Source organism: Streptomyces sp. NPDC048417, from assembly GCF_040651615.1.
GTDB lineage: Bacteria > Actinomycetota > Actinomycetes > Streptomycetales > Streptomycetaceae > Streptomyces.
Genome location: NZ_JBEZKI010000016.1, coordinates 136,633 through 161,233, shown reverse-complemented (window position 1 = coordinate 161,233; position 24,601 = coordinate 136,633). Strand labels below are relative to the sequence as shown.

Here is a 24,601-nt window from a genome sequence, read left to right as displayed (position 1 = left end):
CGAAGGCACGCATCAGATGGCTTTCCCGTTCTGGAAAGCCCGTGCAGGGCTACGTGATCACCGACAACTCGGCTGGCCGGAGGTGGAGTCCGCCCGTGCGTTGATCTTCCGGGCGGCGGCCAAGCGCCACCGCAGACGGTGCGGGCGACCCCGATGAGTTTGGGGCCGCCCGGTTGGCATACCCGTCATCACAACACCGGAGATCACGCAATGACTGCTCAGCGGCCCCTCACCTACGACGCGTTTGCCGAACTCGCCGCCGCCGATCCAGCTGTCGTCGGCCTCGTCCTCAAAGGTTCCCGGGCCCACGAGGGCATGACCACCGAGCACTCCGACCACGACCTGTACGTCGTCCTCGCCGATGGCGCTACGACGGCCCTCACCCGGTTTACGGGGCATCGCACCCCAGAACTCGACCTTGTCGTCCTCTCCCTCGACGAGTTCCGCACCGCCGGAATGCCTGGCTTTGAGCGATACGCCCTCGCCCGCGCCCGGATTGTGCTCGACCGGCTCGACGGAGGTATCGCCCAGATCCTGGCCAGCAAGGCACGGCTCGACGCCGATGAAGCCTTCCGGGAGGCAGGCGAGTGGCTCGATGCCTACGCCAACTCCCTCTACCGCTCGGTCAAGAACGACCGCGACGGGCATACGCTCGCGGCCCGCCTCGACGCCGCCGACAGCATCCGGTTTCTCCTGGAGTTGCTCTTCACTCTCGACCGTCGTCCCCGCCCCTACAACAAGTACCTGGAATGGGAGCTCGCCCGATTCCCACTGCCCGGCTGGGACAACGGCATGCTGCTCGACACTGCGAACCGCATCTCAGGGATGGGCGACGTGTCCGCACAGCGTCGTCTCTTCGCCCAGGTCGAGGTAGTGGCCCGGCGGGCCGGGCACGGCGCGGTACTGGACGCATGCGCGTAGTCTTCCTTCGCGTTCGCGCCAGCGCGTTCTTCGCGTTCTTCGCACAAGGCGGTCCCCGATGCGGTTCAGGGGCCGCCTTCGCGTATGTCGCCCGGCTTGTCCCACACCAGCGTGTAGCGCCACAGCAGCCGGCGCCGGTAACGGCGTCCGGGGAGCAGGTGTGCGGTGGCCCGCCGGAGTTCATGATCGGGTCCTCGACGGGCATGCCGGACAGACCCTGCATGCCGCCGTTCCTGCGCGCGGTCAACCGCGCCGCGGGGACCCCGCAACCGCTGATCACCCAATCCAGGCGAGTGCGGTTGTAGGCCATGCCGACGATGACCAGCCGGCCGCCGGGGGCGAGCAGCCCCACCAAGCGGGCGATCGCGTCGTCGAAGGGGGCGTGGTGGAGGACGGCGACCGCGCTGACGAAGTCGTAGCTCCCCTCTTCGAGGAGCGCGCCGTCGAGATAGTCGCCCTCCAGGAAGGTGACGGTTCCCGCGTCCCGTTTGTGCGCCAGCCGGATCATCTCCGCCGACCGGTCCACGCCGGTCACCGACTCCGCCCTGGCCGCGAGCCTGGCGGCCAGCAGGCCGTCACCGCAGCCGACGTCCAGGGCGGAACGGCAGCCGGGCGGCACGGCGTCCAGCACCACCGGGTGGTAGTGGACGTTGTGGTTCCAGTAGGTGTCGTGGGTGCCGGTCATCAGCCGAGTCGCCGTCTCAGACGAAGCTCCTCGTCGGCAGCGGCTTGCCGTACCACATCTCGATGAGGCGGGCCGCGATGGAGATCCCGTACGGCGGCAGGACGTCACCGGAGTCGAAGGCGGCGCCCAGTTCGTCGCGGGAGAACCAGCGGGCCTCGTGGATCTCGTCGCCGTCGACGTTGATCTCGGTCGAGGTCGCGCGGGCCATGAAGCCGAGCATGAGGCTCGACGGGAACGGCCAGGGCTGGCTGGCGACGTACTCGACGGGGCCGACGGTGACCCCGGCCTCCTCGAAGACCTCCCGGCGCACCGCCTGCTCGATGGACTCGCCGGGCTCGACGAAGCCGGCCAGCGTGGAGAAGCGGCCCTCGGGCCAGTGGACCTGGCGGCCGAGCAGGATGCGGTCGTCCTCGTCGGTGACGGCCATGATCACGGCGGGGTCGGTGCGCGGGTAGTGCTCGGCGCCGCAGGCGGGGCAGCGGCGGATGTGGCCGGAAGCGGCGATCACCGTGCGCTCGCCGCAGCGGGAGCAGAATCGGTGGGTGCGCTGCCAGTTCTCCAGGCCGACCGCGTGCACCATGAGGCCCGCGTCGCGCGGCGACAGCAGCAGCCCCGCCTCGCGCAGGCCGGCCGGGCGCGCGGACTGGTCGATACGGCCGGGCAGGGCGTCCTTCTGGAGCGCGAAATAGCTGACGCCGTCCTCGTCGGTGCCCAGGAAGTAGCGGTGCGCTTCGGTGAGGGGGGCCTCGAAGGACGGGGTCATGACGAGTTCGGTACGGCCTTCGGGCGTCTCGTCGATGAGGACCTGGCCGCCGGAGACCACGAAGCAGCGGGTGTCGGGGTGGCTCCACGCCGCCGCGAGCCAGGCCTCGTCGAGCCGGTGGTGGGCGGCGCGGTCGATGCCGCTCGGGGCGGTCAGCGAGATGGGTCGGTCGGCGGTGTGGTCGGTCCAGGTGGTCACGGGTGCTTCCAACTCCCCCAGTGCAACGGATGTTTCAGCGGGCGGTTCAGCGGGACGAAGGGTGGGAGGAGACCGGGTCGGGCGGGGACAGGACGGGCGGGGCGGCCCTTCCAGTGTGCCCCGCGCGCGATGTCGCTCCGGACGGCGCGGACGGGTCAGGGGGCATGGCGCCAGTTGTCGGCCAGGTCACCCCACAGGTAGGCGCTGGTCTCGACGCCCTTGAGGAGAAGGTCCAGCTCGACCTTCTCGTTCGGGGCGTGCCAGCCGTCGGAGGGGACGGAGATACCCAGGAAGAGGACGGGTGCGCCGAGGACGTCCTGGAGTTCCGCGGCGGGCCCTGAGCCACCCGAACGGGTGAATCGGACCGGTCCCTCGAAGGCGCGGCCCATGGCGCGGGCCAGCGACTGGAGGCCTGGATGATCGAGCGGGGTCAGGCACGGGCGGGTGGCCGGCAGGAAGGTGATCTCGGCGCGGATACCGGCGGGGATCCGCTCGGTTGCCCAGGCGCGGACGGCCTTCTCGATGTGGTCGGGCTCCTGACCGGCGACCAGCCGGAACGACAGCTTGACCATGGCCGAGGACGGGATGATCGTCTTGCTGCCGGCGCCCTGGTAGCCGCCGCCGATGCCGTTGACCTCGGCGGTGGGGCGGGCCCAGATGCGCTCCAGGGTGGTGTGCCCGGCCTCGCCCTCGGTGGCGTACGAGTGCGCTTCGCGCAGCCAGCCCTCCTCGTCGAAGGGCAGCTCGGCCCACAGCTCCCGCTCACGGTCGCTGAGCTCGACGATGCCGTCGTAGAAGCCGGGGATCGCCACGCGCGTGTGCTCGTCGTGCAGGGCGGTGACCAGGCGGGCCGCGGCGGTGGCCGGGTTGGGGACGGCGCCGCCGAAGGCTCCGGAGTGGATGTCCTGGTCGGGGCCGTGCAGGACGATCCCGCACTCGACGAGGCCGCGCATGCCGGTGCAGACCGTGGGGGTGTCCTCGGACCACATGCCGGTGTCGGAGACGATCACGGTGTCCGCGGCGAGCCGGTCCGCGCGTTCCTCGACGAGGGCCCGGAAGTGCGGGGAGCCGGACTCCTCCTCGCCCTCGATCAGCAGCTTCAGGTTGACGGCGGGTGCGGTGCGGCCGGTGGCGGCGAGGTGGGCTCGGACGCCGAGTGTGTGGAAGAACACCTGGCCCTTGTCGTCGGCCGCCCCGCGCGCGTAGAGGCGGTTCTCCCGGACCACGGGCTCGAAGGGGTCGCTGTCCCAGCCGTCCGCACGGGCGGCGGGCTGTACGTCGTGGTGGCCGTAGACGAGGATCGTGGGTGCCTCGGGGTCGCCCGCGGGCCATTCGGCGAAGACGGCCGGGGCGCCCGGTGTCTCCCAGACCTCGGCGGTCGGGAAGCCGGTCTCCTTGAGTGCGGCGGCGAGCCAGTCGGCGCTGCGGCGGACATCGGCGGCGTGTTCGGGCTGGGCCGACACGGACGGGATGCGCAGCCACTCGGCGAGGTCGTCGAGGAAGGCGGCACGGTGCTGCTCGATGTACGTACGGACAGCGCTGTCCGGGGTCTGGCTCATGGTCACGAGCCTATCGGCCCGCACCGACATCCTCGGCGGGCGGTTCGTCACACTCGGCTTGCCCGACGGCTTGCCCGACGGCTTGTCCGACGATCAGCCTTTCCAGGGCGGCCCGGTCGGGCAGCCCCTCCGGTCGCTCGACCTCACCGGTGCGGACGTGCACGAACGCGGCCGTGACCGACTCGGGAGGCACGCCCTGCTGCTCGGCCCAGCCGATCCGGTAGATCGCGAGCTGGAGCGGGTCGGCGGCCCGGGTACGGCTGGTCTTCCAGTCGACGATCTCGTACGTCGCCTCGTCGCCGTGCCCGGTCCGGTAGACGGCGTCGATCCGGCCCCGTACGACCCGGCCGGCGAGAGCGAGCTGGAAGGGGGCCTCCACGCGATAGGGCGTGCGGTGGGCGTACTCGGTGCGTTCGAAGGCCTCCTTGAGGGCTTCGAGGTCGCGTTCGTCAGCGATCTCGGCGTCGCTCCCGGGCAGCTCGTCGGGCTCCAGCATGGGCAGGGTGAGCTCTTCGTAGCGCGCCTCAACCCAGGCGTGGAATCGGGTGCCCCGGCGTGCGGCCGGTTGTGGCGGGCGCGGCATGGGGCGCGCGAGTTCCTGCGCGAGCCCGTCCGGGTCCTCGGCGAGCCGCATCAGCTGGGTCGCCGAGAGCGCGGCTGGCAGGGGCACGTCGGTGATGCTCCGGCGGGCGCGCAGCAGCTCGCCGGTGAGGGCGTCGAGGTCGCGGTCCCAGGAGGCGATGGCGCGGGCCTCCTCGGGGGTGAGGGGCGTGCGCTCCGGGGCGCGTGTGCGCTCGGGCTCCGGCACGCGCGCGTGGCCGGGGTCCGGGACGCGTGCCTGCTCGGACCCCGTCACGCGTGCGTGATCGGGTTCCGGGGCGCGTGTGCGTTCTGGTCCCGGGGCACGTGTGCTTTCCGGTCCCGGGGCACGTGTGTGTTCCGGTTCCGGGGCGCTTTCGTGCTCCGGCGTGCGCGGGGGCGTGCGCTCGGCGGGCGTGGCCTGGTGCGGGACCGTGGGGCGGTCGGCGCTCCAGGATTCCCAGTCGGCGTAGTCCTTCTCGGGGACGTCGTCCGCGTAGGGGTCGGCCTCCTCGTCGTCGGGCGGCGGGGGCCACTCCGGGTCCTCGTGGGCGGCGGGGTCGTGACCGGCCGCGAGGTGGCCGTCCTCCCCTGTCGTGAGCGCGTCCAGGTGGGCAAGGACGGTCTCGGCGGCCGCGCGGCGGCGGGCCAGGGAGGTCTCGTCGAGGGGTAGCGGCCACACCTGGTCGACGCTCGACGTGTGCAGGGCCGGGTTCTCCTCGTCGTCCTCCGGTTGGTCGGACCAGGCCTCGATCTCGCCGTGTCCGGTGGCGCAGTGGTCGTACAGGGCCTGCAGGAAGTCGGAGGGGCCGCGCGGTTTCTTCTGGCTGGGGCCCCACCAGTGGCCGGAGCCGAGGAGCAGGGAGCGGGGCCGGGTGAAGGTGACGTAGCCGAGGCGGAGCTCCTCGGTGTGCTGGTGGTCCTTCATGGCCTCGTGGAAGGCCTTCATGCCCCGCGAGTCCCAGGCCTCGACGTCGGGCAGGGTGTCGGTGTCGCCGCGCAGGGCGTGCGGGAGCACCTTGGCCTGGGCGGTCCACTTCTCACGCCCCTGGCTGCTCGGGAAGGTGCCCTTGACCAGGCCGGGGACGACGACGACATCCCATTCCAGGCCCTTGGACCTGTGCGCGGTCAGCACCTTGACGGTGTTCTCACCGCCGGGCAGGGCGTTGTCGAGGCCCTTCTCGTACTGGGCGGCGGTGCGCAGGAAGCCGAGGAAGGCGAGCAGGGTCGCCTCCTGGTCGCCGGCCGCGAAGGAGGCGGCGACGTCGAGGAAGTTGGAGAGCGTCTCGCGGCGGCGGGCGGCCAGCGCGTGCGGGGACGCGGACAGTTCCACCTCCAGGCCGGTGACCGCGAGGACGCGGTGCAGGACGTCCATCAGCGGGTCGGACAGGGAGCGGCGCAGCTCGCGCACTTCGGTGGCGAGGCGGGCGAAGCGCACGCGCGCGTCCGGCGAGAACGGCAGGCCGTCGTCCTGCTGGTCACCGTCGAACGGCAGCTCCAGGAACGTGTCCAGGGCGTCCGCGAGGGATATCACCTCGGCGGGGTCGACCCCCTCGACGGCCTCGGCGAGCCTGCGGTCCGGATCGTCGGCGTCGCCCACGCGCGCGTGGGACACCAGCAGCCGGGCGCGGCGGCCGAGGAGGGCCAGGTCGCGGGGGCCGATGCGCCAGCGCGGGCCGGTCAGCAGCCGGACCAGGGAGGCGTTGGCGCCCGGGTCCTGGAGAACCTCGCAGACGGCGACGAGGTCGGCCACCTCGGGCAGGTGCAGCAGCCCGGAGAGGCCGACCACCTCGACGGGGACGTCCCGCGCGACCAGGGCGCCCTGGATCTCCGCGAAGTCGGTCGCCGTACGGCACAGGACCGCGATCTCGCCGGGCGCCGTGCCGGTGCGGACGAGGTGGGCGACGGAGCCGGCGATCCAGTCCATCTCCTCGGCGTGGGTGCGCAGCAGGGCGCAGCGGACCGTGCCGTCGAGTTCCGCGCCGGGCGCAGGGCGCAGGGCCGCCACGCCCGCGTGCATGGCGCGCAGCGGTTCGGCGAGGCCGTTGGCGAGGTCGAGGAGGCGGCCGCCGCTACGGCGGTTCTCGCTGAGCGCCTGGCGGGTGGCGGGGCTTCCGTCTGCGTGCGCGAAGTGCTCGGGGAAGTCGTCCAGGTTGGCGACGGAGGCGCCGCGCCAGCCGTAGATGGCCTGGCAGGGATCGCCGACGGCGGTCACGGGGTGGCCGGTGCCGCCGCCGAACAGGCCCGCGAGGAGCACCCGCTGAGCCACCGAGGTGTCCTGGTACTCGTCGAGGAGTACGACACGGAACTCGTCGCGCAGCAGCCGGCCCACCTCGGGGATGCCGGCCAGCGCGGCGGACAGCGCGATCTGGTCTCCGAAGTCGAGCAGGTCCCGCTCGCGCTTGGCGGTCCGGTAACGGACGACGAGTTCGGCCAGTTCGCGGCGGGCGGCGGCCGTCTCGGGGACCTTGCGCAGGTCGGCGTTGCCGAGCTTGACGGCCGCGAGGGTGTTCAGCAGTCCGGCGTCCCAGGCCCGCAGGTCCTCGGGGCGTACGAGGTGTTCGGCGAGCTCGGAGTCGAGGGTGAGCAGGTCGCCGACCAGGTCGGCGAAGGAGCGGGTGAGGGCCGGATAGGGGCCGGGGGCCTCGCGCAGTACCCGCGCGGCGAGCTGGAAGCGGGTGGCGTCGGCGAGCAGCCGGGAGGACGGCTCCAGGCCGATGCGCAGGCCGTGGTCGGTCAGCAGACGGCCCGCGAAGGCGTGGTACGTCGAGATGGCCGGCTCGCCGGGCGGGTTGTCCGGGTCGATGGCCTCGGGGGTGACGCCCGCCTTGACGAGCGCCTTGCGGACGCGCTCGGCGAGCTCTCCGGCCGCCTTGTTGGTGAAGGTGAGGCCGAGGACCTGTTCCGGGGCCACCTGTCCGGTGCCGACCAGCCAGACCACGCGGGCGGCCATCACCGTCGTCTTGCCCGACCCGGCTCCGGCCACGATCACCTGCGGGGCGGGCGGCGCGATGATGCAGGCCGTCTGCTCCGGGGTGAACGGGATGCCGAGGAGCTCTTTGAGCTGCTCGGGGTCGGTGATACGGGCGGGCATGCCGTCGAGGCTAACGGTGACCACTGACAACCGTGGGACGGGCGTCGTACGTCACTCGACCACGTGGCGCCCCTCGGGCCGCGCGCTGCACGACGCCCGGAAGGCGCAGTGCGTGCAGTGCTGGCCGGTGGTCGGCGTGAACCGTTCGTCGAGGACCTTGCCGGCGGCGGTGGCCAGCAGGTCGCCGACCCACTCCCCCTCCAGCGGTTCCTGGGCCTGCACCTTGGGCAGGGTCTCGCCGCCGTCACGCTGGGCGGCGCCCTGCCGGAGGTGGACCAGTTCGGCGCCGCCGGCCTCCGGGCGTATGCCGTCGAAGGCGTCGTCCACGGCGCCCTCGCGGACCGCGAGCTGGTAGACGGCGAGCTGCGGATGCCGGGCCACCTCGGCCGCGCTGGGCGCCTGTTTGCCGGTCTTGAAGTCGACGACGTAGGCGCGGCCCTCGCCGTCCGTCTCCACGCGGTCCATCTGACCGCGGATGCGTACCTCGTAGTCGCCCGCTTCGAGGCTGACGTCGAAGTCCTGCTCGCTGGCCACGGGGGTGCGTGCGGTGCGGTCCAGGACGTGCCACTTCAGGAAGCGTTCGAGCGCCACGCGCGCGTTGTCCTTCTCCTGGGCCGACTTCCAGGGGGCGTCGAAGGCGAGCGCGTTCCACACCGACTCCAGGCGCTCCATGAGGACCGCGAGGTCGGCCGGGGTGCGTCCGGAGGCGACCTCGTCGGCCAGGACGTGCACGACGTTGCCGAAGCCCTGGGCGGTGGTGGCGGGCGCGTCGGCCTTGACCTCGCGGCCAAGGAACCACTGCAGGCTGCAGGTGTTGGCGAGCTGGTCGAGGGCGCTGCCGGAGAGCACGACGGGCTGGTCGCGGTCGCGCAGCGGCACCTTGCTCTCGGTCGGCTCGAACATGCCCCACCAGCGGTAGGGGTGGGCGGAGGGCACCAGGGGGCGGCCGTCCTCGTCGGCGAGCGCGGCCAGCCGGGCCAGCCGCCGGGCGGCGGCCTCCCGCAGCGTGTCGGACGCGCGCGGGTCGACCGTGGTCGCGCGCAGCTCGGCGACCAGGGCCGCCACGGAGAGCGGGCGGCGGGGCCGTCCGGTGACGTCCTGGGGTTCGGCGCCCAGTTCGGTGAGGAACCGGGAGGGCTGGTCGCCGTCGTCCGCGGGGGCCTTCACGGCGGTGACGACGAGGCGTTCACGCGCGCGCGTGGCGGCGACGTAGAAGAGGCGTCGCTCCTCGGCGAGGAGTGCGCCCGGGGTGAGCGGTTCGGCCAGACCGTCGCGGCCGATCCGGTCGGCCTCCAGCAGCGAGCCGCGGCGGCGCAGGTCGGGCCACAGGCCCTCCTGGACGCCGGCGACGACGACCAGCCGCCACTCCAGGCCCTTGGAGCGGTGCGCGGTCAGCAGGCGGACGGCGTCGGGGCGTACCGCGCGTCCGGAGAGGGTGTCGGCGGCGATGTCCTCGGCCTCGATCTCGGCCAGGAAGTTCAGCGCGCCCCGGCCGCCGCTGCGCTCCTCCGCGCGGGCGGCGGTGGCGAACAGCGCGCACACGGCGTCCAGGTCACGGTCGGCGTTTCGGCCGGCCGCGCCGCCGCGCCGGGCGGCGCGCTCCAGGCGCGAGGGCCAGGGCGTGCCGCTCCACAGGTCCCACAGCGCCTCCTCGGCCGTACCGCCGCCCGCCAGGCGCTCCCGGGCCTTCCTGAGCAGCGCGCCGAGCCGCTGCGCCCCGCGCGCGTACCCGGGGTCGTGGACGGCCAGGCGCTCGGGTTCGGCGAGGGCCCGCGCGAGCAGGTCGTCCGAGGGCGGCGGCAGGGCGTTGCCGGCCGCCCGCTCCTCGTCGCGCAGGGCGCGGCCGAGGCGGCGCAGGTCGGCTGCGTCCATGCCGGCCAGGGGCGAGGTGAGCAGGGTGAGCGCGGTCTCGGTACCGAGCCAGCAGGGGGCTGCCACGGTGCCCTCGTCCTCGGCGGGGCCTGCCTCTTCTGTGCTCGCGCCCGCACCGGGGTGGGCCGCTTCCGCCTCGGCCACCGCCCGGAGCGCCGTCAGCAGGGGTGCCACCGCCGGTTCGTGGCGCAGCGGAACGTCGTCGCCGTCGATGTCCAGGGGTACGCCGGCCGCGGTGAGGGCGCGGCGGACCGTCGGGATGGTGCTGGACCCGGCGCGCACCAGGACGGCCATGTCGCTCCAGCGCACGCCGTCCTCGAGGTGCGCGCGTCGCAGGATGTCGGCGATGTTGTCCAGCTCGGTGCCGGGCGTCGGGTACGTGTAGACCTCGACACCGCCGCTGTCGCGCGCGGCGGCCAGTTCGCGGTGGGCGCGCACCTTGTCGGTGGGCAGCCTGGTCAGCGGCATCCGCTGGGTCAGCAGGCGGGTCGCGGCCAGCAGGCCGGCGCCGGAGCGACGGGAGGTACGCAGCACCTCGACCGGGGCGGGACGGCCGTCCACGCGTGTGAAGGCGGACGGGAAGTCCAGGATGCCGTTCACGTCGGCGCCCCGGAAGGTGTAGATCGACTGGTCGGGATCGCCGAAGGCGACCAGCGTGCGGCCGCCGCCGGCCAGGGCGTGCAGCAGCCGCACCTGGGCCGGGTCGGTGTCCTGGTACTCGTCGACGTACACGGCGTCGTAGCGGCCGGCCAGGTCCAGGGCGACCTCGGGGCGCTGGGTGAGCAGTACCGCGCGGTGCACGAGTTCGGCGTAGTCGAGGACGCCCTGGAGGTCGAGGACGTCGAGATACTCGGCGAGGAAGGCGGCCGCGGCCCGCCAGTCGGGGCGGCCGATACGGCGGGCGAAGGCGTCCAGGGCGGCCGGGTCCAGGCCCAGTTCGCGGCTGCGGGCGAGAACGGCGCGGACCTCGTCGGCGAAACCCCGGGTGGTCAGGCAGGCGCGCAGTTCGTCCGGCCAGCGCACCGGGTCGAGCCCGAGCCGCTCCAGCTCGGCCTGGCCGGCCAGCAGCTCGCGGACGGTGACGTCCTGCTCGGGGCCGGACAGCAGCCGCAGCGGGTCGACGAACAGCCCGCTGTCCTGGTGGGCGCGGACCAGGGCGTAGCAGTACGAGTGGAAGGTGGTCGCCCGGGGCGCGCGGGCCGCGCCGACACGCAGGGCCATGCGGTCGCGCAGCTCGACGGCGGCCTTGCGGCTGAACGTCAGTACCAGGATCCGCTCGGGGTCCCCGCCGCGGGCGATCCGCGCGGCCACCGACTCCACGAGGGTGGTGGTCTTGCCGGTGCCGGGACCTGCGAGGACGAGCAGCGGGCCGGCCCCGTGGTCAACCACGGCGCGCTGCGCGGCGTCCAGACGAGGGGGATCCGTATCGGCCGGCGGGGTACGTACCAGTCGGTAAGCGCCACGGGTCCCCTGTCGCACCTGGAGGTGCGACAGGCGCTTGGTGGAGGAAGAGGAGCTCACGTGGTTCGCCGGTCCTGGTGGGTGTGCTGGTTGGCTCGCGGTCGCGCGGGCAGTGCGGTGGCCGTGGGGTGAGCGGGACACGCGCAGCCGACGCTACGCCGACGAACCGGACGGAAGCAGAGCTTCCGCTTCTTCCCATCCGTCTCGGGCGGCACTCGCGGCACGCGCACCCCACATCCCACGAACGTACGTCATGCCACGGACGTCCCCGGTGTCCCTCGAACGGGCCACAGGCTCCCCCCGAGGACCTCGGATGGCGGAAGCTGTCAGGTGTGAGCCCCCGCGTCCGTGCCGCCGTCCCACCGCGCCCGCTTCATGTCGAGCCGCGGCAGATGACCCTCCGCGGCCCTGCTCGCCTCCTTCAGCGGAGTGCCCTCGGCGCGATAACGGTCCAGAGCGCTCAGCTCGTGCCCAGGCAGCAGCACCCCGTCGGCGCGCACCACACGCCACCACGGGACGGAGCCCCCGTACAGGGACATCACCCGCCCCACCTGGCGCGGCCCTCCCTCCTCCAGCCACTCCGCGACGTCGCCGTACGTCATCACGTGCCCGGGCGGGATCCGCTCGGCGACCTCCAGGACCCGCTCGGCGTACTCGGGCAGCTCGTCCGCGTACCCCTCTCGGGTGTCCTCGGGAAGGCTCTGCTCGCTCATTCGCCCCATCCTGCCGCACCCCACCGACAACCCGCGCGGTGCGCGTCAGGTCTCCGCCTCGCCCTCGGGCGGCGCTTGGGGCAGACTGTGCGCCCCCGCATCTGCACCCTGATGCCCTCGTGTGTCGGTGGGGCATGCCACCATCGTGCGGGCGGTGACTGGTGATACGAGATCAAGAAGAGACGACCGAGCAGCAGGGCGTGCACCCCGACGGAGCGGCGGGCACCTCTGACGCCGCCGCACGCCCGGACACGGCGGAATCCGGCACCGCACCTGCGGAATCCGCGCGTGCGAACGTCGTGGACCCGGACGCCGGACACCCGGCCCCCGCTGCCGACCCCGACGCCTCCGAGGCGGAACACGTGCCGGACGAGACCCACACGGACGAGGTGGAGGGCGACGAACCGCTGCTCCCCGCGCGCGTGCACCGCCCCTCCGACCTCATGCGCCTCCTGGTCGGCGTGCTCGCCATCGCCCTGCTGCTCGGCATCGCCGCGTTCGCGCACGGCACCACCTCCGGGCTCGAACAAGACATCAACAAGGGCACCGGGCAGGCCCCCGACCTGCTGATCAAGATCGCGGGGCTGGCCTCCAGCATCGCGATCCTGCTGGTGCCGGTCGCCTTCGCGATCGAGCGGCTCATCAAGCGGGACGGGCTGCGCATCGCCGACGGCGTGCTCGCGGCGGTCCTCGCCCACGGAGTGACCCTTGCCACCGACCTGTGGGTCGCCCGGGCCGCCCCCGGCTCCATCCAGGAGGCGCTCACCCAGCCCTCCCCCGGTGACATCCACGCCCTCACCGACCCGGTGCACGGCTACCTCGCGCCCGTCATCGCCTACATGACGGCCGTCGGCATGTCCCGGCGGCCGAGATGGCGTGCGGTCCTGTGGATCGTGCTGATGCTCGACGCGTTCTCCATGCTCGTCACCGGCTACACGACACCGTTCTCGATCATCCTCACGGTGCTGATCGGCTGGACCGTCGCCTACGGCACGCTCTACGCGGTCGGCTCCCCCAACGTCCGCCCCACCGGCCGGACCCTGCTGGCGGGCCTGCGGCACGTGGGCTTCCACCCGGTGGGCGCGGCCCGCGAGGAGGCCCTGGACAGCGAGAACGGCGATCGGGGCCGGCGCTACTTCGTCACCCTGGAGGACGGCCCGCCACTGGACGTCACGGTCGTCGACCGGGAACAGCAGGCCCAGGGCTTCTTCTACCGCGCGTGGCGCAACCTGACTCTGCGCGGCTTCGCCACCCGCTCCAGCCTCCAGTCGCTGCGCCAGGCCCTGGAGCAGGAGGCGCTGCTGGCGTACGCGGCGATCGCGGCCGGTGCCAACGCGCCCAAGCTGATCGCCACCTCCGAGCTGGGCCCGGACGCGGTGATGCTCGTCTACGAGCACACCGGCGGCCGCACCCTCGACTCGCTGGCCGACGAGGAGATCACCGACGAACTGCTGCGCAACACCTGGCACCAGGTGCAGGCGTTGCAGTCGCGCCGGATCGCGCACCGCAGGCTCGCGGGTGACGCCATCCTGGTGGATCGTTCCGGCACGGTGATCCTCACGGACCTGCGCGGCGGCGAGATCGCGGCCGGCGAGCTGCTGCTGCGCATGGACGTCGCCCAGCTGGTCACCACGCTCGGTCTGCGGGTCGGCGCCGAGCGGGCGGTGGCCTCGGCGGTCGGCGTCCTCGGGCCCGACGCCGTCGCCGACTGCCTGCCGATGCTCCAGCCGATCGCGCTCACCCGCTCCACGCGCGCGACGCTGCGAAGACTTGCCAGAGAGCGCGCCCAGCGCGAACGGGACGCGGTCCTGGAGGCGTCCCGGCAGGCCAAGCAGGACCGCGCGGAGGAGGCCGAGAAGCCCGACAAGAAGACGGTGCGCGCCGAGCAGCGGGCCGAGAAACGGGCCCTGGACGACGCGCTGGAAGAGGCCCGCGAAGAGGACCTGCTCACCCAGATCAGGCACCAGGTGCTGAAGATCAGGCCGCAGGCGCCCGTCGAGCCGGCCCGCCTGGAGCGGGTGCGGCCGCGCACCCTGATCAGCCTCCTCGCCGGCGCCATCGGTGCGTACTACCTGCTGACCCAGCTCACCCACATCGAGTTCGGCCCCCTGGTCGCGAACGCCCAGTGGGGTTGGGTGATCGCCGCGGTGCTGTTCTCGGCGGTCAGCTATGTCGCCGCCGCGATGGCGCTGCTCGGCTTCGTGCCCGAGCGGGTGCCGTTCGTGCGGACCGTGGCGGCGCAGGTCGCCGGGTCGTTCGTGAAGATCGTGGCGCCCGCGGCGGTCGGCGGTGTCGCCCTCAATACACGCTTCCTGCAGCGCGCCGGTGTGCGCCCGGGCCTCGCGGTGGCGAGCGTCGGCGCCTCGCAGCTGTTCGGGCTCGGCTGTCACATCCTGATGCTGCTCTCCTTCGGCTATCTGACCGGCACCGAGAAGACCCCGTCGCTGTCGCCGTCCCGCACCGTCATCGCGGGCCTGCTGACCGTCGCCGTACTGGTCCTCGTCGTGACCTCGGTGCCGCTCCTGCGGAAATTCGTCTCCACGCGCGTGCGGTCGCTTTTCGCGGGCGTCGTGCCGCGCATGCTGGACGTGCTGCAGCGGCCGCAGAAGCTCGTCACCGGCATCGGCGGCATGCTGCTGCTCACCGCCTGCTTCGTGATGTGTCTGGACGCCTCCATCCGCGCGTTCGGCGACGAGTCGACCTCGCTCAGCATCGCCAGCGTCGCCGTCGTCTTCCTCGCCGGAAACGCGCTCGGCTCCGCGGCGCCGACCCCGGGCGGTGTCGGCGCGGTCGAGGCGACCCTGACCGTCGGCCTGATCGCCGTCGGCCTCCCCAAGGAGGTCGCGGCCCCCGCCGTCCTGCTGTACCGGCTGCTGACCCTGTGGCTGCCGGTCCTGCCCGGCTGGCTGGCCTTCAACCATCTCTCCCGCAAGGGAGCGCTCTAGACACGGCGACGGAGCCGAGGGCGCGAGGCGCTCCGGCTCGTACGGGACGCGCTACGGCCGTACCTCGTACGGCTCGCGCCCCGCGCGCGTGGCCGCGCGCGACCCCAGGATGGGAGCATGCCGAACCCCTTCCGGATCCGTGTCGCCGCCCTGACCGCCGCCCTGGCGCTGTCCTGCCTGCTGGCCGGGTGCAGCGACGGCGCCGCCAAGGGCGGGGATCTGGCGGCACAGAAGCTGGACTGGAAGGCCTGCCCGGCCCCCGAAAAGGCCGAGGGCGGCGGCGACACCCCCTCGCCGCTGCCCGGTGGCGGCGCCTGGCAGTGCGCCACCATGAAGGCACCGCTGGACTGGTCGAAGCCGAAGGGCGCCACCATCGGCCTGGCGCTGATCCGGGCCACGACCAGCGGCGACGCGAGCAAACGGATCGGCTCCCTGATCTTCAACTTCGGCGGGCCCGGCGGCAGTGGCGTCACCACGCTCCCCGCGTTCGCCGAGGACTACGCGGGCCTGCGCACCCGCTACGACCTCGTCAGCTTCGACCCGCGCGGCGTCGGCCGCAGCGATCCCGTCGAGTGCGAGAACGACGAACAGCTCGACAACTACTTCCAGCAGGACGCGACGCCCGAGACCAGCGCCGAGCGCACCCAGCTGATCAACCGCACCAAGCAGTTCAACGCCGCCTGCGAGAAGAACTCCAAGTCGATCCTGCCGCATGTACGCACCACCGACGCGGCCCGCGACATGGACCTCATGCGCCAGGTCCTCGGCGACCAGCAGCTGCATTACTTCGGCATCTCCTACGGCACCGAACTCGGCGGCGTCTACGCCCACTTGTTCCCGAAGAACGTCGGCCGGGCCGTCCTCGACGGCGTCATCGACCCCAGCCAGAACCCCGAGCAGAGCTCGCTGGGACAGGCCAAGGGCTTCCAGCTCGCGCTCGACAACTTCGCCGAGGACTGCACGTCCAAGAAGACCGAGTGCCCGATCGGCGACACCCCGCAGGACGTGAAGGACCGTATCGCCAAGCTCCTCGCGGACCTCGACAAGAAGCCGATCCCGGGCATCCTCCCCCGCCAGCTGACCCAGACCGCCGCCACCAACGGCATCGCCCAGTCCCTGTACTCCAAGGACTTCTGGGAGTACCTCACCGCGGGGCTCGAAGAGGCGTACGACGGCGACGGGAAGATCCTGATGCTGCTGTCCGACTCGATGAACGGCCGCAGCCAGAACGGCGAGTACAGCAACATCACAGCGGCGAACATCGCCATCAACTGCGCCGACGAAAGGCCCCGGTACAGCGCCGGCTACGTCCAGCAAAAACTGCCCGAATTCCGTGCCGCCTCCCCGCTGTTCGGCGACTACCTCGCCTGGGGCATGGTCAGTTGCACGAGCTGGGCGGTGCCGGGCGCCGCCGACCATCCCGACGTCAGCGCGCCCGGGGCGGCGCCGATCCTGGTCGTGGGCAACACGGGCGACCCGGCCACGCCGTACGAGGGCGCGAAGAAGATGGTGGAGTCGCTGGGGAAGGGCGTCGGGGTGGAGCTGACGTACCAGGGGCAGGGGCACGGGGCCTACGACAGCAAGAACAAGTGCGTGCAGTCGACCGTGAACGGCTACTTGCTGGAGGGGAAGGTGCCGAAGGCCGGCACGGTCTGTTCGTGAGCGCGGGGGTGGATGATCGCGCGGACGCGGCGGAGCCGTATGCCGAGCACACCCCCGCACCCCCGGAGGGCTACGAAATCGCAGGTCAAAAGGTTATCCACAGGCTGGAACGGCCTTCGCTCAATCCGCCTACTATGACCTGACCGCTTTCCGCGACGAACCTGCGGAGAGCCTGTGAGGGGGGTGTGCGCACATGTTGCGTTCTGTACGGTGGGCGGCCGCTGTTGCCGCCGGGTTGCTCGTGGCCGGGTGCGGCGGTGGGGCGTCCGGCGGGGGCGGGGACGAAGGGAAGACACGGTCCGAACAGCCGTCGCCCTCTTCCGCCGCCTCTGCCGCCCTGCCCTCCTCCCTCGCCTCCCAGAAGCTCGGCTGGGGCCGCTGCAAAGCCACTTCGGACTCCGCCGCGCCTGGTGACGAGTGGCGGTGCGCGACACTCAAGGCGCCGCTGGACTGGGCGAAGCCGGACGGGAAGACCATAGGGCTGGCGCTGATCCGGGCGCAGGCGAGCGGGGGTTCGGGCAAACGGATCGGCTCGTTGTTGTTCAACTTCGGCGGCCCGGGCGGCTCGGGCGTCTCGATGATGCCGTACTACGCCACCACCGTCTCCACCCTGCGCGAGCGGTACGACCTGGTGAGCTGGGATCCGCGCGGGGTGGGCGCCAGTGAGGGGATCCGCTGCCGCAGCGACAAGGACATGCGGTCCGCCGAGTCGATCGACGCCACCCCGGACACGGCGGCGGAGGAGACTGCGTACTTCCAGGACGCCGCCGCTTTCGGCAAGGGCTGCCAGACGGCGGCTGGCGAGCTGATCGCGCATGTCTCGACGACCGACACGGCCCGGGACATGGACCTGATGCGCCAGGTGCTCGGTGATACGAAGATGCACTACTTCGGCATCTCGTACGGCACCGAACTCGGCGGCGTCTACGCCCACTTGTTCCCGAAGAAGGTGGGGCGGCTGATCCTGGACGCGGTGGTCGACCCGGCCGCGGACTCGGTCGGGCACGCGAAGAACCAGGCCCAGGGCTTCCAGCGGGCGCTGGACGACTACCTCAAGTCCACCGGACAGGACCCGGAGCAGGGTTCGCAGAAGATCGTGGACCTGCTGGAGAAGCTCGACACCGAGCCGCTCGCGACCTCCTCCGGGCGGAAGCTGACCCAGACCCTCGCGGTCACCGGCATCGTCCTGCCGCTGTACAGCCAGGACAGCTGGCCGACGCTGACCAGCGCGCTCCAGGCGGCCGAGGACGGCGACGGCTCGGAGCTGCTGTCGCTCGCGGACCAGTACAACGAACGTGACACCTCGGGGCACTACGGCACGACCACCCACTCCCAGCGGGTCATATCGTGCCTGGACGACAAGCAGCGGCCCACGCTCGCCCAGACGAAGAGGCTGCTGCCCGAGTTCGAGAAGATCTCGCCCGTCTTCGGCGACTTCCTGGGCTGGGACACGGCCGGCTGGTGCCACGACTGGCCGGTGGCCGGGGAGTACGACACCCCGGAGGTGAGCGCCCCGGGCGCGGCCCCGATCCTGCTGGTGGGCAACACGGGCGACCCGGCGACCCCGTACGAGGGCGCCCGGAGGATGGCCGACGAGCTGGGCAAGGGTGTCGGCGTGGAGCTGACCTGGAAGGGCGAGGGCCACAGCGCGTACGGCCGCGGGAGCGACTGCGTGGACTCGACGGTGAACGGCTATCTGCTGGACGGCACGGTCCCGAAGGACGGCAAGGTCTGCTCATGACGAAGGCGGGGGCTCCCGGCGCCTTCAGCACCCGAAGCCCCCGCCCGTCGCGGAGACTGCGCTCAGTAAACCGGCTTCTCCGGCTCGATCTGGTTGACCCAGCCGATCACGCCGCCGCCGACGTGCACGGCGTCCGCGAAGCCCGCGGACTTCAGGACCGCGAGGACTTCCGCACTGCGGACACCCGTCTTGCAGTGCAGGACGATCTTCTTGTCCTGGGGCAGGCCCTCCAGGGCGGTGCCGAGCAGGAACTCGTTCTTCGGGATCAGCTTGGCGCCCGGGATGGAGACGATCTCGTACTCGTTCGGCTCGCGGACGTCGATGATCTCGATGTTCTCGCCGTCGTCGATCCACTCCTTGAGCTGCTTGGGAGTGATCGTCGAGCCGGCGGCCGCCTGCTGGGCCTCCTCGGAGACGACGCCGCAGAAGGCCTCGTAGTCGATGAGCTCGGTGACCGTCGGGTTCTCGCCGCAGACCGCGCAGTTCGGGTCCTTGCGGACCTTGACCTGGCGGTACTGCATCTCCAGGGCGTCGTAGATCATCAGGCGGCCGACGAGGGGCTCGCCGGTGCCGGTGAGGACCTTGATGGCCTCGGTGACCTGGATGGAGCCGATGGACGCGCAGAGCACGCCCAGCACGCCGCCCTCGGCGCAGGAGGGGACCATGCCCGGCGGCGGGGGCTCCGGGTACAGGCAGCGGTAGCAGGGGCCGTACTCGGACCAGAAGACCGAGGCCTGGCCGTCGAAGCGGTAGATCGAACCCCAGACGTACGGCTTGTTGAGCAGCACGCAGGCGTCGTTGACCAGGTAGCGGGTGGCGAAGTTGTCCGTACCGTCGACGATCAGGTCGTACTGGCTGAAGATGTCCATCACGTTCTCGGCCTCGAGCCGCTCTTCGTGAAGGACCACGTTCACGTACGGGTTGATGCCGAGGACGGAGTCACGGGCGGACTCGGCCTTGGAGCGGCCGATGTCGGCCTGACTGTGGATGATCTGGCGCTGCAGATTCGACTCGTCGACCTCGTCGAACTCCACGATGCCGAGGGTGCCGACACCGGCCGCGGCGAGGTACATCAGCGCCGGCGAACCCAGGCCGCCGGCGCCCACACAGAGCACCTTGGCGTTCTTCAGCCGCTTCTGCCCGTCCATCCCGACGTCGGGGATGATCAGGTGGCGGGAGTACCTGCGGACCTCGTCTACGGTGAGCTCAGAGGCTGGCTCGACCAGGGGTGGCAGCGACACGGGGACTCCGTTGATCGGTCAATCACTACAGTTGTTCTCCCTGTAACACTGCCATGGCCACCTTCATTCCGAGACACCTGTCCCGACCCGCGAGACGATGTCGTCCCAGTAGCCGGGCATGTTCTCCCAGGGGTCCACTCGACCGCCGCGATCTGTGCGGTCGGTGAAGTAGATGGTGGCGGCGCCCTGCCAGCGGGCGATGCGCAGTGCCTCGTCGAGGTGGCCGCGGGGCACGCCGTGCACGAAGTGGCAGAAGCGGTCCGGTGGATAGTCCGCGGTCCACTCGGCGACATGGGACCAGCGGTAGTCGCTCCACGGGCCGGCGAAGGTCACCAGTTGGTCGGCGTTCTCGGCGTAGGCCGGGTGGGGGTGGGTGCCGTGGCCGAGGACGAGGTGGGGAGCGTCACCGATGGTGCGGAGCGTGGCGACCGCGCGGCGGATCTCGGGCAGCGCGGTGCGCTCGCCTGGGCAGCGGTCCAGCAGGAAGCCGTCGACGCGGTACCAGTCGTGATAGCGGCGGGCGTCGGAGATCAGGTCGCCGTGGGGGCGGGCACCGTAGGTGGTGTCCAGGCGGCCGAGGACGCGGACGCCCGCGTTGCGGAGCCGGCCGGCCGCCTCCAGGCAGTGCGGGTCGGGACGACTGCCGGGGCCGTTCGCCACGTTGAGGACGACCCAGTGCAGAGGGGTGCCCGGGCGGGTGAGTTCGGCCCACTGCGCCGGGGCGAGGAGGGGGTGGGCGTAGCCCGGGATGCCGAAGGCGGTGCGGACGCCGGTGGCCGCGGCGCCCGCCCTGGCACTGGTCAGATGCGGCATGCCGCCTCCATCCAGATGTCCGCGAGGGATTCCTCGAGGTTGATACGGGGCCGCCAGCCGAGCCGGTCCCGGGCACAGCGCACGTCGGCCTGCTGCCAGCTGCCGCAGCCGTCCGGGTACGGGTACGCGACCGGGGCCGCGTGGTCGGGGTCCAGGCGGGGGTGGCCGATGGAACTGCGCATCGGGCCGGGCGGGCCGTCGAGTTCGTGCAGGGCGCCGCCGTATCCGGCGACCCGGGCGAGCACGGCGGCGGCGTCACGCAGCCGGACGGCGCGGCCGGAGCCGATGTTGATGACGCCCTGGGCGGCGGAGAGCGAGGCCGCGTGGACCGCGCGGGCGACGTCGCGTACGTCGACGAAGTCGCGCTGGACGCCGAGGCCGCCGAGTTTGAGTTCGCCGTCGCCGGACTGCATGGCGCGGCGCATGGCTTCGGCGAGGCGGCCGAGCGGGGAGCCGGCCGGGGTGCCGGGCCCGGCGGGCGAGAAGACACGCAGGACGACCGCGTCCAGGCCGGAGCCGAGGACCAGTTCGGTGGCGGCGAGCTTGCTGACGCCGTACGGGCCGCCGGGGCGCGGTACGGCGTCCTCGGCCGTGGAGGAGCCGGGCTGGCTCGGGCCGTACTCGGCGCTGCAGCCGATCTGCACCAGGCGGGCGCCGCAGCCGCTGCGGCGCAGGGCCTCGCAGACGGTGGCGACGGCGACGGTGTTGTGCCGGGTGAGTTCCCGGGCACCGCCGCGGGTGGCGCCGGCACAGTTCACGATGACGCCCGGGTGGACCGCGTCGAGGAAGCGGGTGAGCGCACCGGGGCTGCCGGAGGCGAGGTCGAAGCGGACATCGGCGTCGTCGCCGCGGCCTAGCGCGGTGAGCTGGACGGCCGGGTCGGCGAGCAGCCGGTCGGCGACGAAGCGGCCGAGGTATCCGTTGGCTCCGATCAGCAGAACCCTCATCGCGTGGCTCCCGGGGTGTGCGCTCCGGCGACTCCGGTGGTTCCGGACGCTCCGGGTCCGGGTCGGGAGGTGGTCATCTGGTGGTCTCCTTCAAGGGGTGGTGCGGTTGCCTCCGGCGGGGTGCCGGGCGCCTGCCGCCGCGACGGCACGGTGAGGCAGGCGAAGAGAACGGCGGCTCTGCTCACTCCGGGTCCTCCGTCGGTGCGTGGGCCGAGGCCCGGGTGAGGGTGCGGGCCGCCTGGAACAGCAGCGCCAGAGCTGCGGCGCCGCAGACGAGAGCCGGGACGCTGCTCGCGCCCCACGCGCCGGCCAGGGCGTCGACGGGGGCCGCGAGGAAGGCGCAGCCGGGCAGCCGGCCGGCCAGGACCAGGCCCACGGCCGCCGCTTCGGTGGCGGCGGCGAGGGCGAGAGCGGGGCCCTGCGGCGCGTTGTGGACGGTGAGGAGGCGGGCGAGCAGGAGTACGGCGCCGAGGGTGAGGGCCTCCGGGTAGCCGGCGGGTTCGCCCAGGGCGGCGCCGCACAGGGCGAGCAGGGCGGTGAGGACGCCCAGGCAGAGGGCGAACGTGCCGAGCAGCAGCGGCTGTACGGCCCCGGCGAACTCCTCCAGGCCCCGGCTGCCCGCAAGCCTGCGCCGGGCGCCGGCCCTGAAGAGATGGGCACTCCAGGCGGCCGGCGCGCAGGCCAGCGTGAGAGCGAGGACGGGCGCGGTGGTCACCGGCCAGGGGCCGTGCGCGGCGCCGGTCGGGAGGCCGTCGGGGCCGCCGTCCAGGACGGCCCGCAGGAGGCCGTTACCGAGGAGGGCGTAGGCGAGGAGCCAGCAGGTCCACACGCGCGTGCCGGTCAGGGTGTGCCGGGCGAGGGTGCGGGCGGGCACGGCCAGGGGGCCGCGGCGCAGGGCCAGGCCTGCGGCCAGGGCGAGGGCGAGCACGCCGGCGGTCGCCGTCAGGAGGCGCGGGCGCCCCTCGGTGAGCCGTACGCCGGTCACGACCGCCACGCCGACCGCGCCCGGCAGGAGCGTGAGCAGCGCCCAGTCGGCGCGCACGCGGGGCGCGGGCGCCGGTTCCGGGCACGGGCGCCGGTCGCCGTCGCGGGGCACGCGCGCGTAGAGCTCCTCGGCGAGTGAGAAGACGTCACGGTGCCTGAAGCGGGCGGCGGTCCGGTCGGTGACGCCGTGCGCTTCGAGGCCGGCCGCGATCTCCAGTGGGTCGACGGCCTGCTCGCAGAGCGCGCGGTGGCGGTGCATCAGCGCTTTCACGGGGTCGCCGGCGCCTCGGCGTGGGGCGGTTCCGCGGCGGCCCGCGGTGTCCCGGGCAGTCCGTGTGGAGCCCCCGCCGGACAGCGCGGCCGACCCTGACGCCCTGCTTCCGGACAGGGCGTCTGCCGAGTCGTCCTCCGCCACGCCCAGGAGCCATTCCTCCGACCGCGCGTCCCAGGCGTCGGCCCCACCGGGGCGCCCGGGTTGTTCGAGCTCCCCCAGACCGCCGCTCACGGCGCCGTCCTCGTCGCCGTTCACAGGGCGCCCTCCGTTGCCGCGAGCGGCGTGGCCCGTACCGGGGTCGGCCCCAGGGGGGCGCCCAGGGCCCCGCCGGGCCCGCCCCGGCTCACGACGCGGGCCGTGGGGCCGGTCCAGCGGCCGGGGACATGGGCCTCGGCCGGAGCTGCGAACGGCAGCGGCTTGCCGGCGTCGTCGAGGACGACCCGGCGCACTGGGCAGTGCGAGACGATCTCGAGGTAAATGCTGTGAAATGCCGCGATGTTCTGCTCGACGGTGAACAGTTCGAGTGCCCTGGCGCGTGCGGCGGCTCCGAGGCGCTCACGGCGCTCGGGGTCGCGCAGCAGCGCCACGCACGCCTCCGCGAGCGCCCGCGGATTACGCGGGGGTACGACGAGACCGGTGCCGCCGATGACCTCCACCACGGCGCCGACGTCGGTGGAGACGGTCGCGCGGGCGCAGAGCATCGCCTCGACCAGGCCGACCGGGAAGCCCTCGACGACGCTGGAGAGGACGACGACCGATCCGGACGCATAGGCGTCCGCGAGGGTCGGTGCCTCGGGGCCGCCGATCTCCTCGAAGGCGACCGGGTTGTCGCCGACGGCGTGCACCCCTTCGGCCTCGTCCGGGAAGAGCTGGGCGGCGAGCGCCTTGCAGTGGCCCAGATAATCCCGGCCCTCCGGTCCTGCCGGGGCACCCACGACCCGCAGCCGTGCCTTGGGCTCCTCCTTGCGGACCTCCGCGAAGGCGTGCAGCAGTGACACCAGGTCCTTGGACGGCTCTGTCCGGCCGACCCACACCAGCGTGTCCGGGTCGGCCCGGTCCGGCGCCTCGCCGACCTCGGCGAAGCGGGCGGCCTCCATGCCCGGATGGACGGTGCGGATGCGTGAGCGGTCGGCGCCGCAGCGCTCCTGCCAGCGGCGGGCGTGCGCGTTGCCGGGGGTGATGATCGCGGCGCGGCCGTAGACCTCGGCGGCGAGCCGGCCGTGGAAGGCGGCGAGCAGGGCGCGCACGGCCGGGGTGGCCGCGTCGGGGCCGGAGGCGAGGTAGTGCGAACGCAGTTGCACGCCGTACTCGGTGACCAGCAGCGGCACGTCGGAGAAGTGGCGGGCGAGCAGGCCCGGCAGGGCGGCCGGGCCGCCGGCGGTGGCATGGCAGAGATCGGCGGCACCGAGGCCGTCGTCGCCGTACCAGTCGAGCGAGAGGGGGCGCAGGGCACGTTCGAGGTGCGCGGCGACGGCGAGCAGATCCGGCACGCGCGCCTCGCGCGCCGTACCGAGTGCGCCGGGTGCGCGGCAGGCACGCTCCAGCGTGCGCACGGCGCTGTCGGAGCGTAGCGCGCCGACCAGTCCGCCTTCGTCGCGGGCGAGTTCGGCGAGTCCGTAGAGCGCGCTGCCGAAACGGTCCGCCAGATGGCCGGGTCCCGCACCGGAGCCGTCCGCACCGTTTTCGCCGTCCGGGCCCGGACCGGCTGGGCCGCCGCCGCCCGGGCCGGCGCACAGCACCCCCGCCAGTTCCCCGTAGCTCTCGACGAAGCGCCGGCGCGCACGCCGGCCGTACGCGACCCCGTCCTCCTCGGCGGACCAGAGGGGAGCCGTCCGCACCCGGCTGACGTGCGGCGGCAGCGGCAGCCAGCCCTCGTCCTCCTGGCGCCTGCTGCGGCTGAGCGCGTAGAGGTCGAACTCGTGCTGCCCGAGCCCGAGCACGAGCCGGTCGCACCAGAGTCCGGCGTCACCGCTCACATACGGATAGCCACCCTCCGTAAGCAGTCCGATGCGCACGTGTGCACCCCCGATCGATCTCCCGTATGGGGAGCCACCGTTGCCTCGGTGGCTCGCAGCGGGACGAACGTATGCGGACAAGGCGGTGGCGCGACGGACGGTTGTCCATCGCGCCACCAAAAGGGGTGAACGGT

14 protein-coding genes and 1 pseudogene are annotated in these 24,601 nt (G+C 72.7%); 4 read left to right on the top strand and 11 right to left on the bottom strand.

The window, feature by feature from the left end:
- Positions 1–210 precede the first annotated feature (210 nt).
- Positions 211–921: a hypothetical protein gene (locus tag AB0D59_RS25450; protein ID WP_362569519.1), complete on the top strand. Its 711-nt coding sequence runs from the start codon at positions 211–213 to the stop codon at positions 919–921.
- A gap of 373 nt (positions 922–1,294) precedes the next feature.
- Here AB0D59_RS25450 and AB0D59_RS25445 read toward each other — a convergent pair.
- The 6 genes and pseudogenes from AB0D59_RS25445 to AB0D59_RS25420 form a co-directional block, all read right to left on the bottom strand.
- A pseudogene (locus AB0D59_RS25445) lies at positions 1,295–1,606 on the bottom strand (class I SAM-dependent methyltransferase); the annotation flags it as partial.
- Positions 1,607–1,622: 16 nt separating this feature from the next.
- On the bottom strand, positions 1,623–2,567 hold the full coding sequence (gene nudC, locus AB0D59_RS25440) for an NAD(+) diphosphatase (protein ID WP_362569516.1): 945 nt from the start codon (positions 2,565–2,567) through the stop codon (positions 1,623–1,625).
- Positions 2,568–2,722: 155 nt separating this feature from the next.
- Positions 2,723–4,126: a dipeptidase gene (locus tag AB0D59_RS25435; RefSeq protein ID WP_362569513.1), complete on the bottom strand. Its 1,404-nt coding sequence runs from the start codon at positions 4,124–4,126 to the stop codon at positions 2,723–2,725.
- A 10-nt stretch (positions 4,127–4,136) separates the two neighbouring features.
- Positions 4,137–7,799: a UvrD-helicase domain-containing protein gene (locus AB0D59_RS25430; protein ID WP_362569510.1), complete on the bottom strand. Its 3,663-nt coding sequence runs from the start codon at positions 7,797–7,799 to the stop codon at positions 4,137–4,139.
- Positions 7,800–7,850: 51 nt separating this feature from the next.
- Positions 7,851–11,192: an ATP-dependent DNA helicase gene (locus tag AB0D59_RS25425; protein ID WP_362569507.1), complete on the bottom strand. Its 3,342-nt coding sequence runs from the start codon at positions 11,190–11,192 to the stop codon at positions 7,851–7,853.
- Positions 11,193–11,458: 266 nt separating this feature from the next.
- Positions 11,459–11,845 carry an MGMT family protein gene (locus AB0D59_RS25420; RefSeq protein ID WP_362569505.1) on the bottom strand — a complete coding sequence of 129 codons (387 nt, stop codon included), beginning with the start codon at positions 11,843–11,845 and terminating at the stop codon, positions 11,459–11,461.
- Between the two features lie 161 nt (positions 11,846–12,006).
- Here AB0D59_RS25420 and AB0D59_RS25415 point away from each other — a divergent pair, with 161 nt between their 5' ends.
- The 3 genes from AB0D59_RS25415 (at position 12,007) to AB0D59_RS25405 (ending at position 18,193) form a co-directional block, all read left to right on the top strand.
- Positions 12,007–14,790 (top strand): lysylphosphatidylglycerol synthase domain-containing protein, encoded by a 2,784-nt coding sequence (locus AB0D59_RS25415; RefSeq protein WP_362569502.1) that lies wholly within the window; start codon positions 12,007–12,009, stop codon positions 14,788–14,790.
- 117 nt (positions 14,791–14,907) lie between these two features.
- Positions 14,908–16,452 carry an alpha/beta hydrolase gene (locus AB0D59_RS25410; RefSeq protein WP_362569499.1) on the top strand — a complete coding sequence of 515 codons (1,545 nt, stop codon included), beginning with the start codon at positions 14,908–14,910 and terminating at the stop codon, positions 16,450–16,452.
- A 193-nt stretch (positions 16,453–16,645) separates the two neighbouring features.
- Positions 16,646–18,193 (top strand): alpha/beta hydrolase, encoded by a 1,548-nt coding sequence (locus AB0D59_RS25405; protein ID WP_362569496.1) that lies wholly within the window; start codon positions 16,646–16,648, stop codon positions 18,191–18,193.
- 62 nt (positions 18,194–18,255) lie between these two features.
- Here AB0D59_RS25405 and moeZ read toward each other — a convergent pair whose 3' ends face one another.
- From moeZ to AB0D59_RS25380, 5 genes are all read right to left on the bottom strand, one after another.
- Entirely contained in the window at positions 18,256–19,434 is a 1,179-nt protein-coding gene (gene moeZ / locus AB0D59_RS25400) for an adenylyltransferase/sulfurtransferase MoeZ (protein WP_351704789.1), read from the bottom strand.
- A 63-nt stretch (positions 19,435–19,497) separates the two neighbouring features.
- Positions 19,498–20,247, bottom strand: a complete 750-nt coding sequence (locus AB0D59_RS25395; protein ID WP_362569493.1) for a spherulation-specific family 4 protein — start codon at positions 20,245–20,247, stop codon at positions 19,498–19,500.
- Positions 20,235–21,194 (bottom strand): NAD-dependent epimerase/dehydratase family protein, encoded by a 960-nt coding sequence (locus AB0D59_RS25390; RefSeq protein ID WP_362569491.1) that lies wholly within the window; start codon positions 21,192–21,194, stop codon positions 20,235–20,237. The genes AB0D59_RS25395 and AB0D59_RS25390 overlap by 13 nt, the downstream gene beginning before the upstream one ends.
- Positions 21,195–21,375: 181 nt before the next feature.
- Positions 21,376–22,707: a hypothetical protein gene (locus AB0D59_RS25385; protein ID WP_362569488.1), complete on the bottom strand. Its 1,332-nt coding sequence runs from the start codon at positions 22,705–22,707 to the stop codon at positions 21,376–21,378.
- Complete coding sequence (locus AB0D59_RS25380) at positions 22,704–24,467, bottom strand: DUF3492 domain-containing protein (protein ID WP_362569485.1); 1,764 nt, start codon at positions 24,465–24,467, stop codon at positions 22,704–22,706. The genes AB0D59_RS25385 and AB0D59_RS25380 overlap by 4 nt, the downstream gene beginning before the upstream one ends.
- Between the last annotated feature and the right edge of the window lie 134 nt (positions 24,468–24,601).

Bases quoted from the DNA above. Each gene is read 5' to 3' on its own strand.
- AB0D59_RS25435 (WP_362569513.1), bottom strand. From the start codon at position 4,126: ATGAGCCAGACCCCGGACAGCGCTGTCCGTACGTACATCGAGCAGCAC.
- AB0D59_RS25410 (WP_362569499.1), top strand. From the start codon at position 14,908: ATGCCGAACCCCTTCCGGATCCGTGTCGCCGCCCTGACCGCCGCCCTG.
- AB0D59_RS25405 (WP_362569496.1), top strand. From the start codon at position 16,646: ATGTTGCGTTCTGTACGGTGGGCGGCCGCTGTTGCCGCCGGGTTGCTC.
- AB0D59_RS25450 (WP_362569519.1), top strand. From the start codon at position 211: ATGACTGCTCAGCGGCCCCTCACCTACGACGCGTTTGCCGAACTCGCC.
- AB0D59_RS25395 (WP_362569493.1), bottom strand. From the start codon at position 20,247: ATGCCGCATCTGACCAGTGCCAGGGCGGGCGCCGCGGCCACCGGCGTC.
- AB0D59_RS25420 (WP_362569505.1), bottom strand. From the start codon at position 11,845: ATGAGCGAGCAGAGCCTTCCCGAGGACACCCGAGAGGGGTACGCGGAC.
- AB0D59_RS25430 (WP_362569510.1), bottom strand. From the start codon at position 7,799: ATGCCCGCCCGTATCACCGACCCCGAGCAGCTCAAAGAGCTCCTCGGC.
- AB0D59_RS25390 (WP_362569491.1), bottom strand. From the start codon at position 21,194: ATGAGGGTTCTGCTGATCGGAGCCAACGGATACCTCGGCCGCTTCGTC.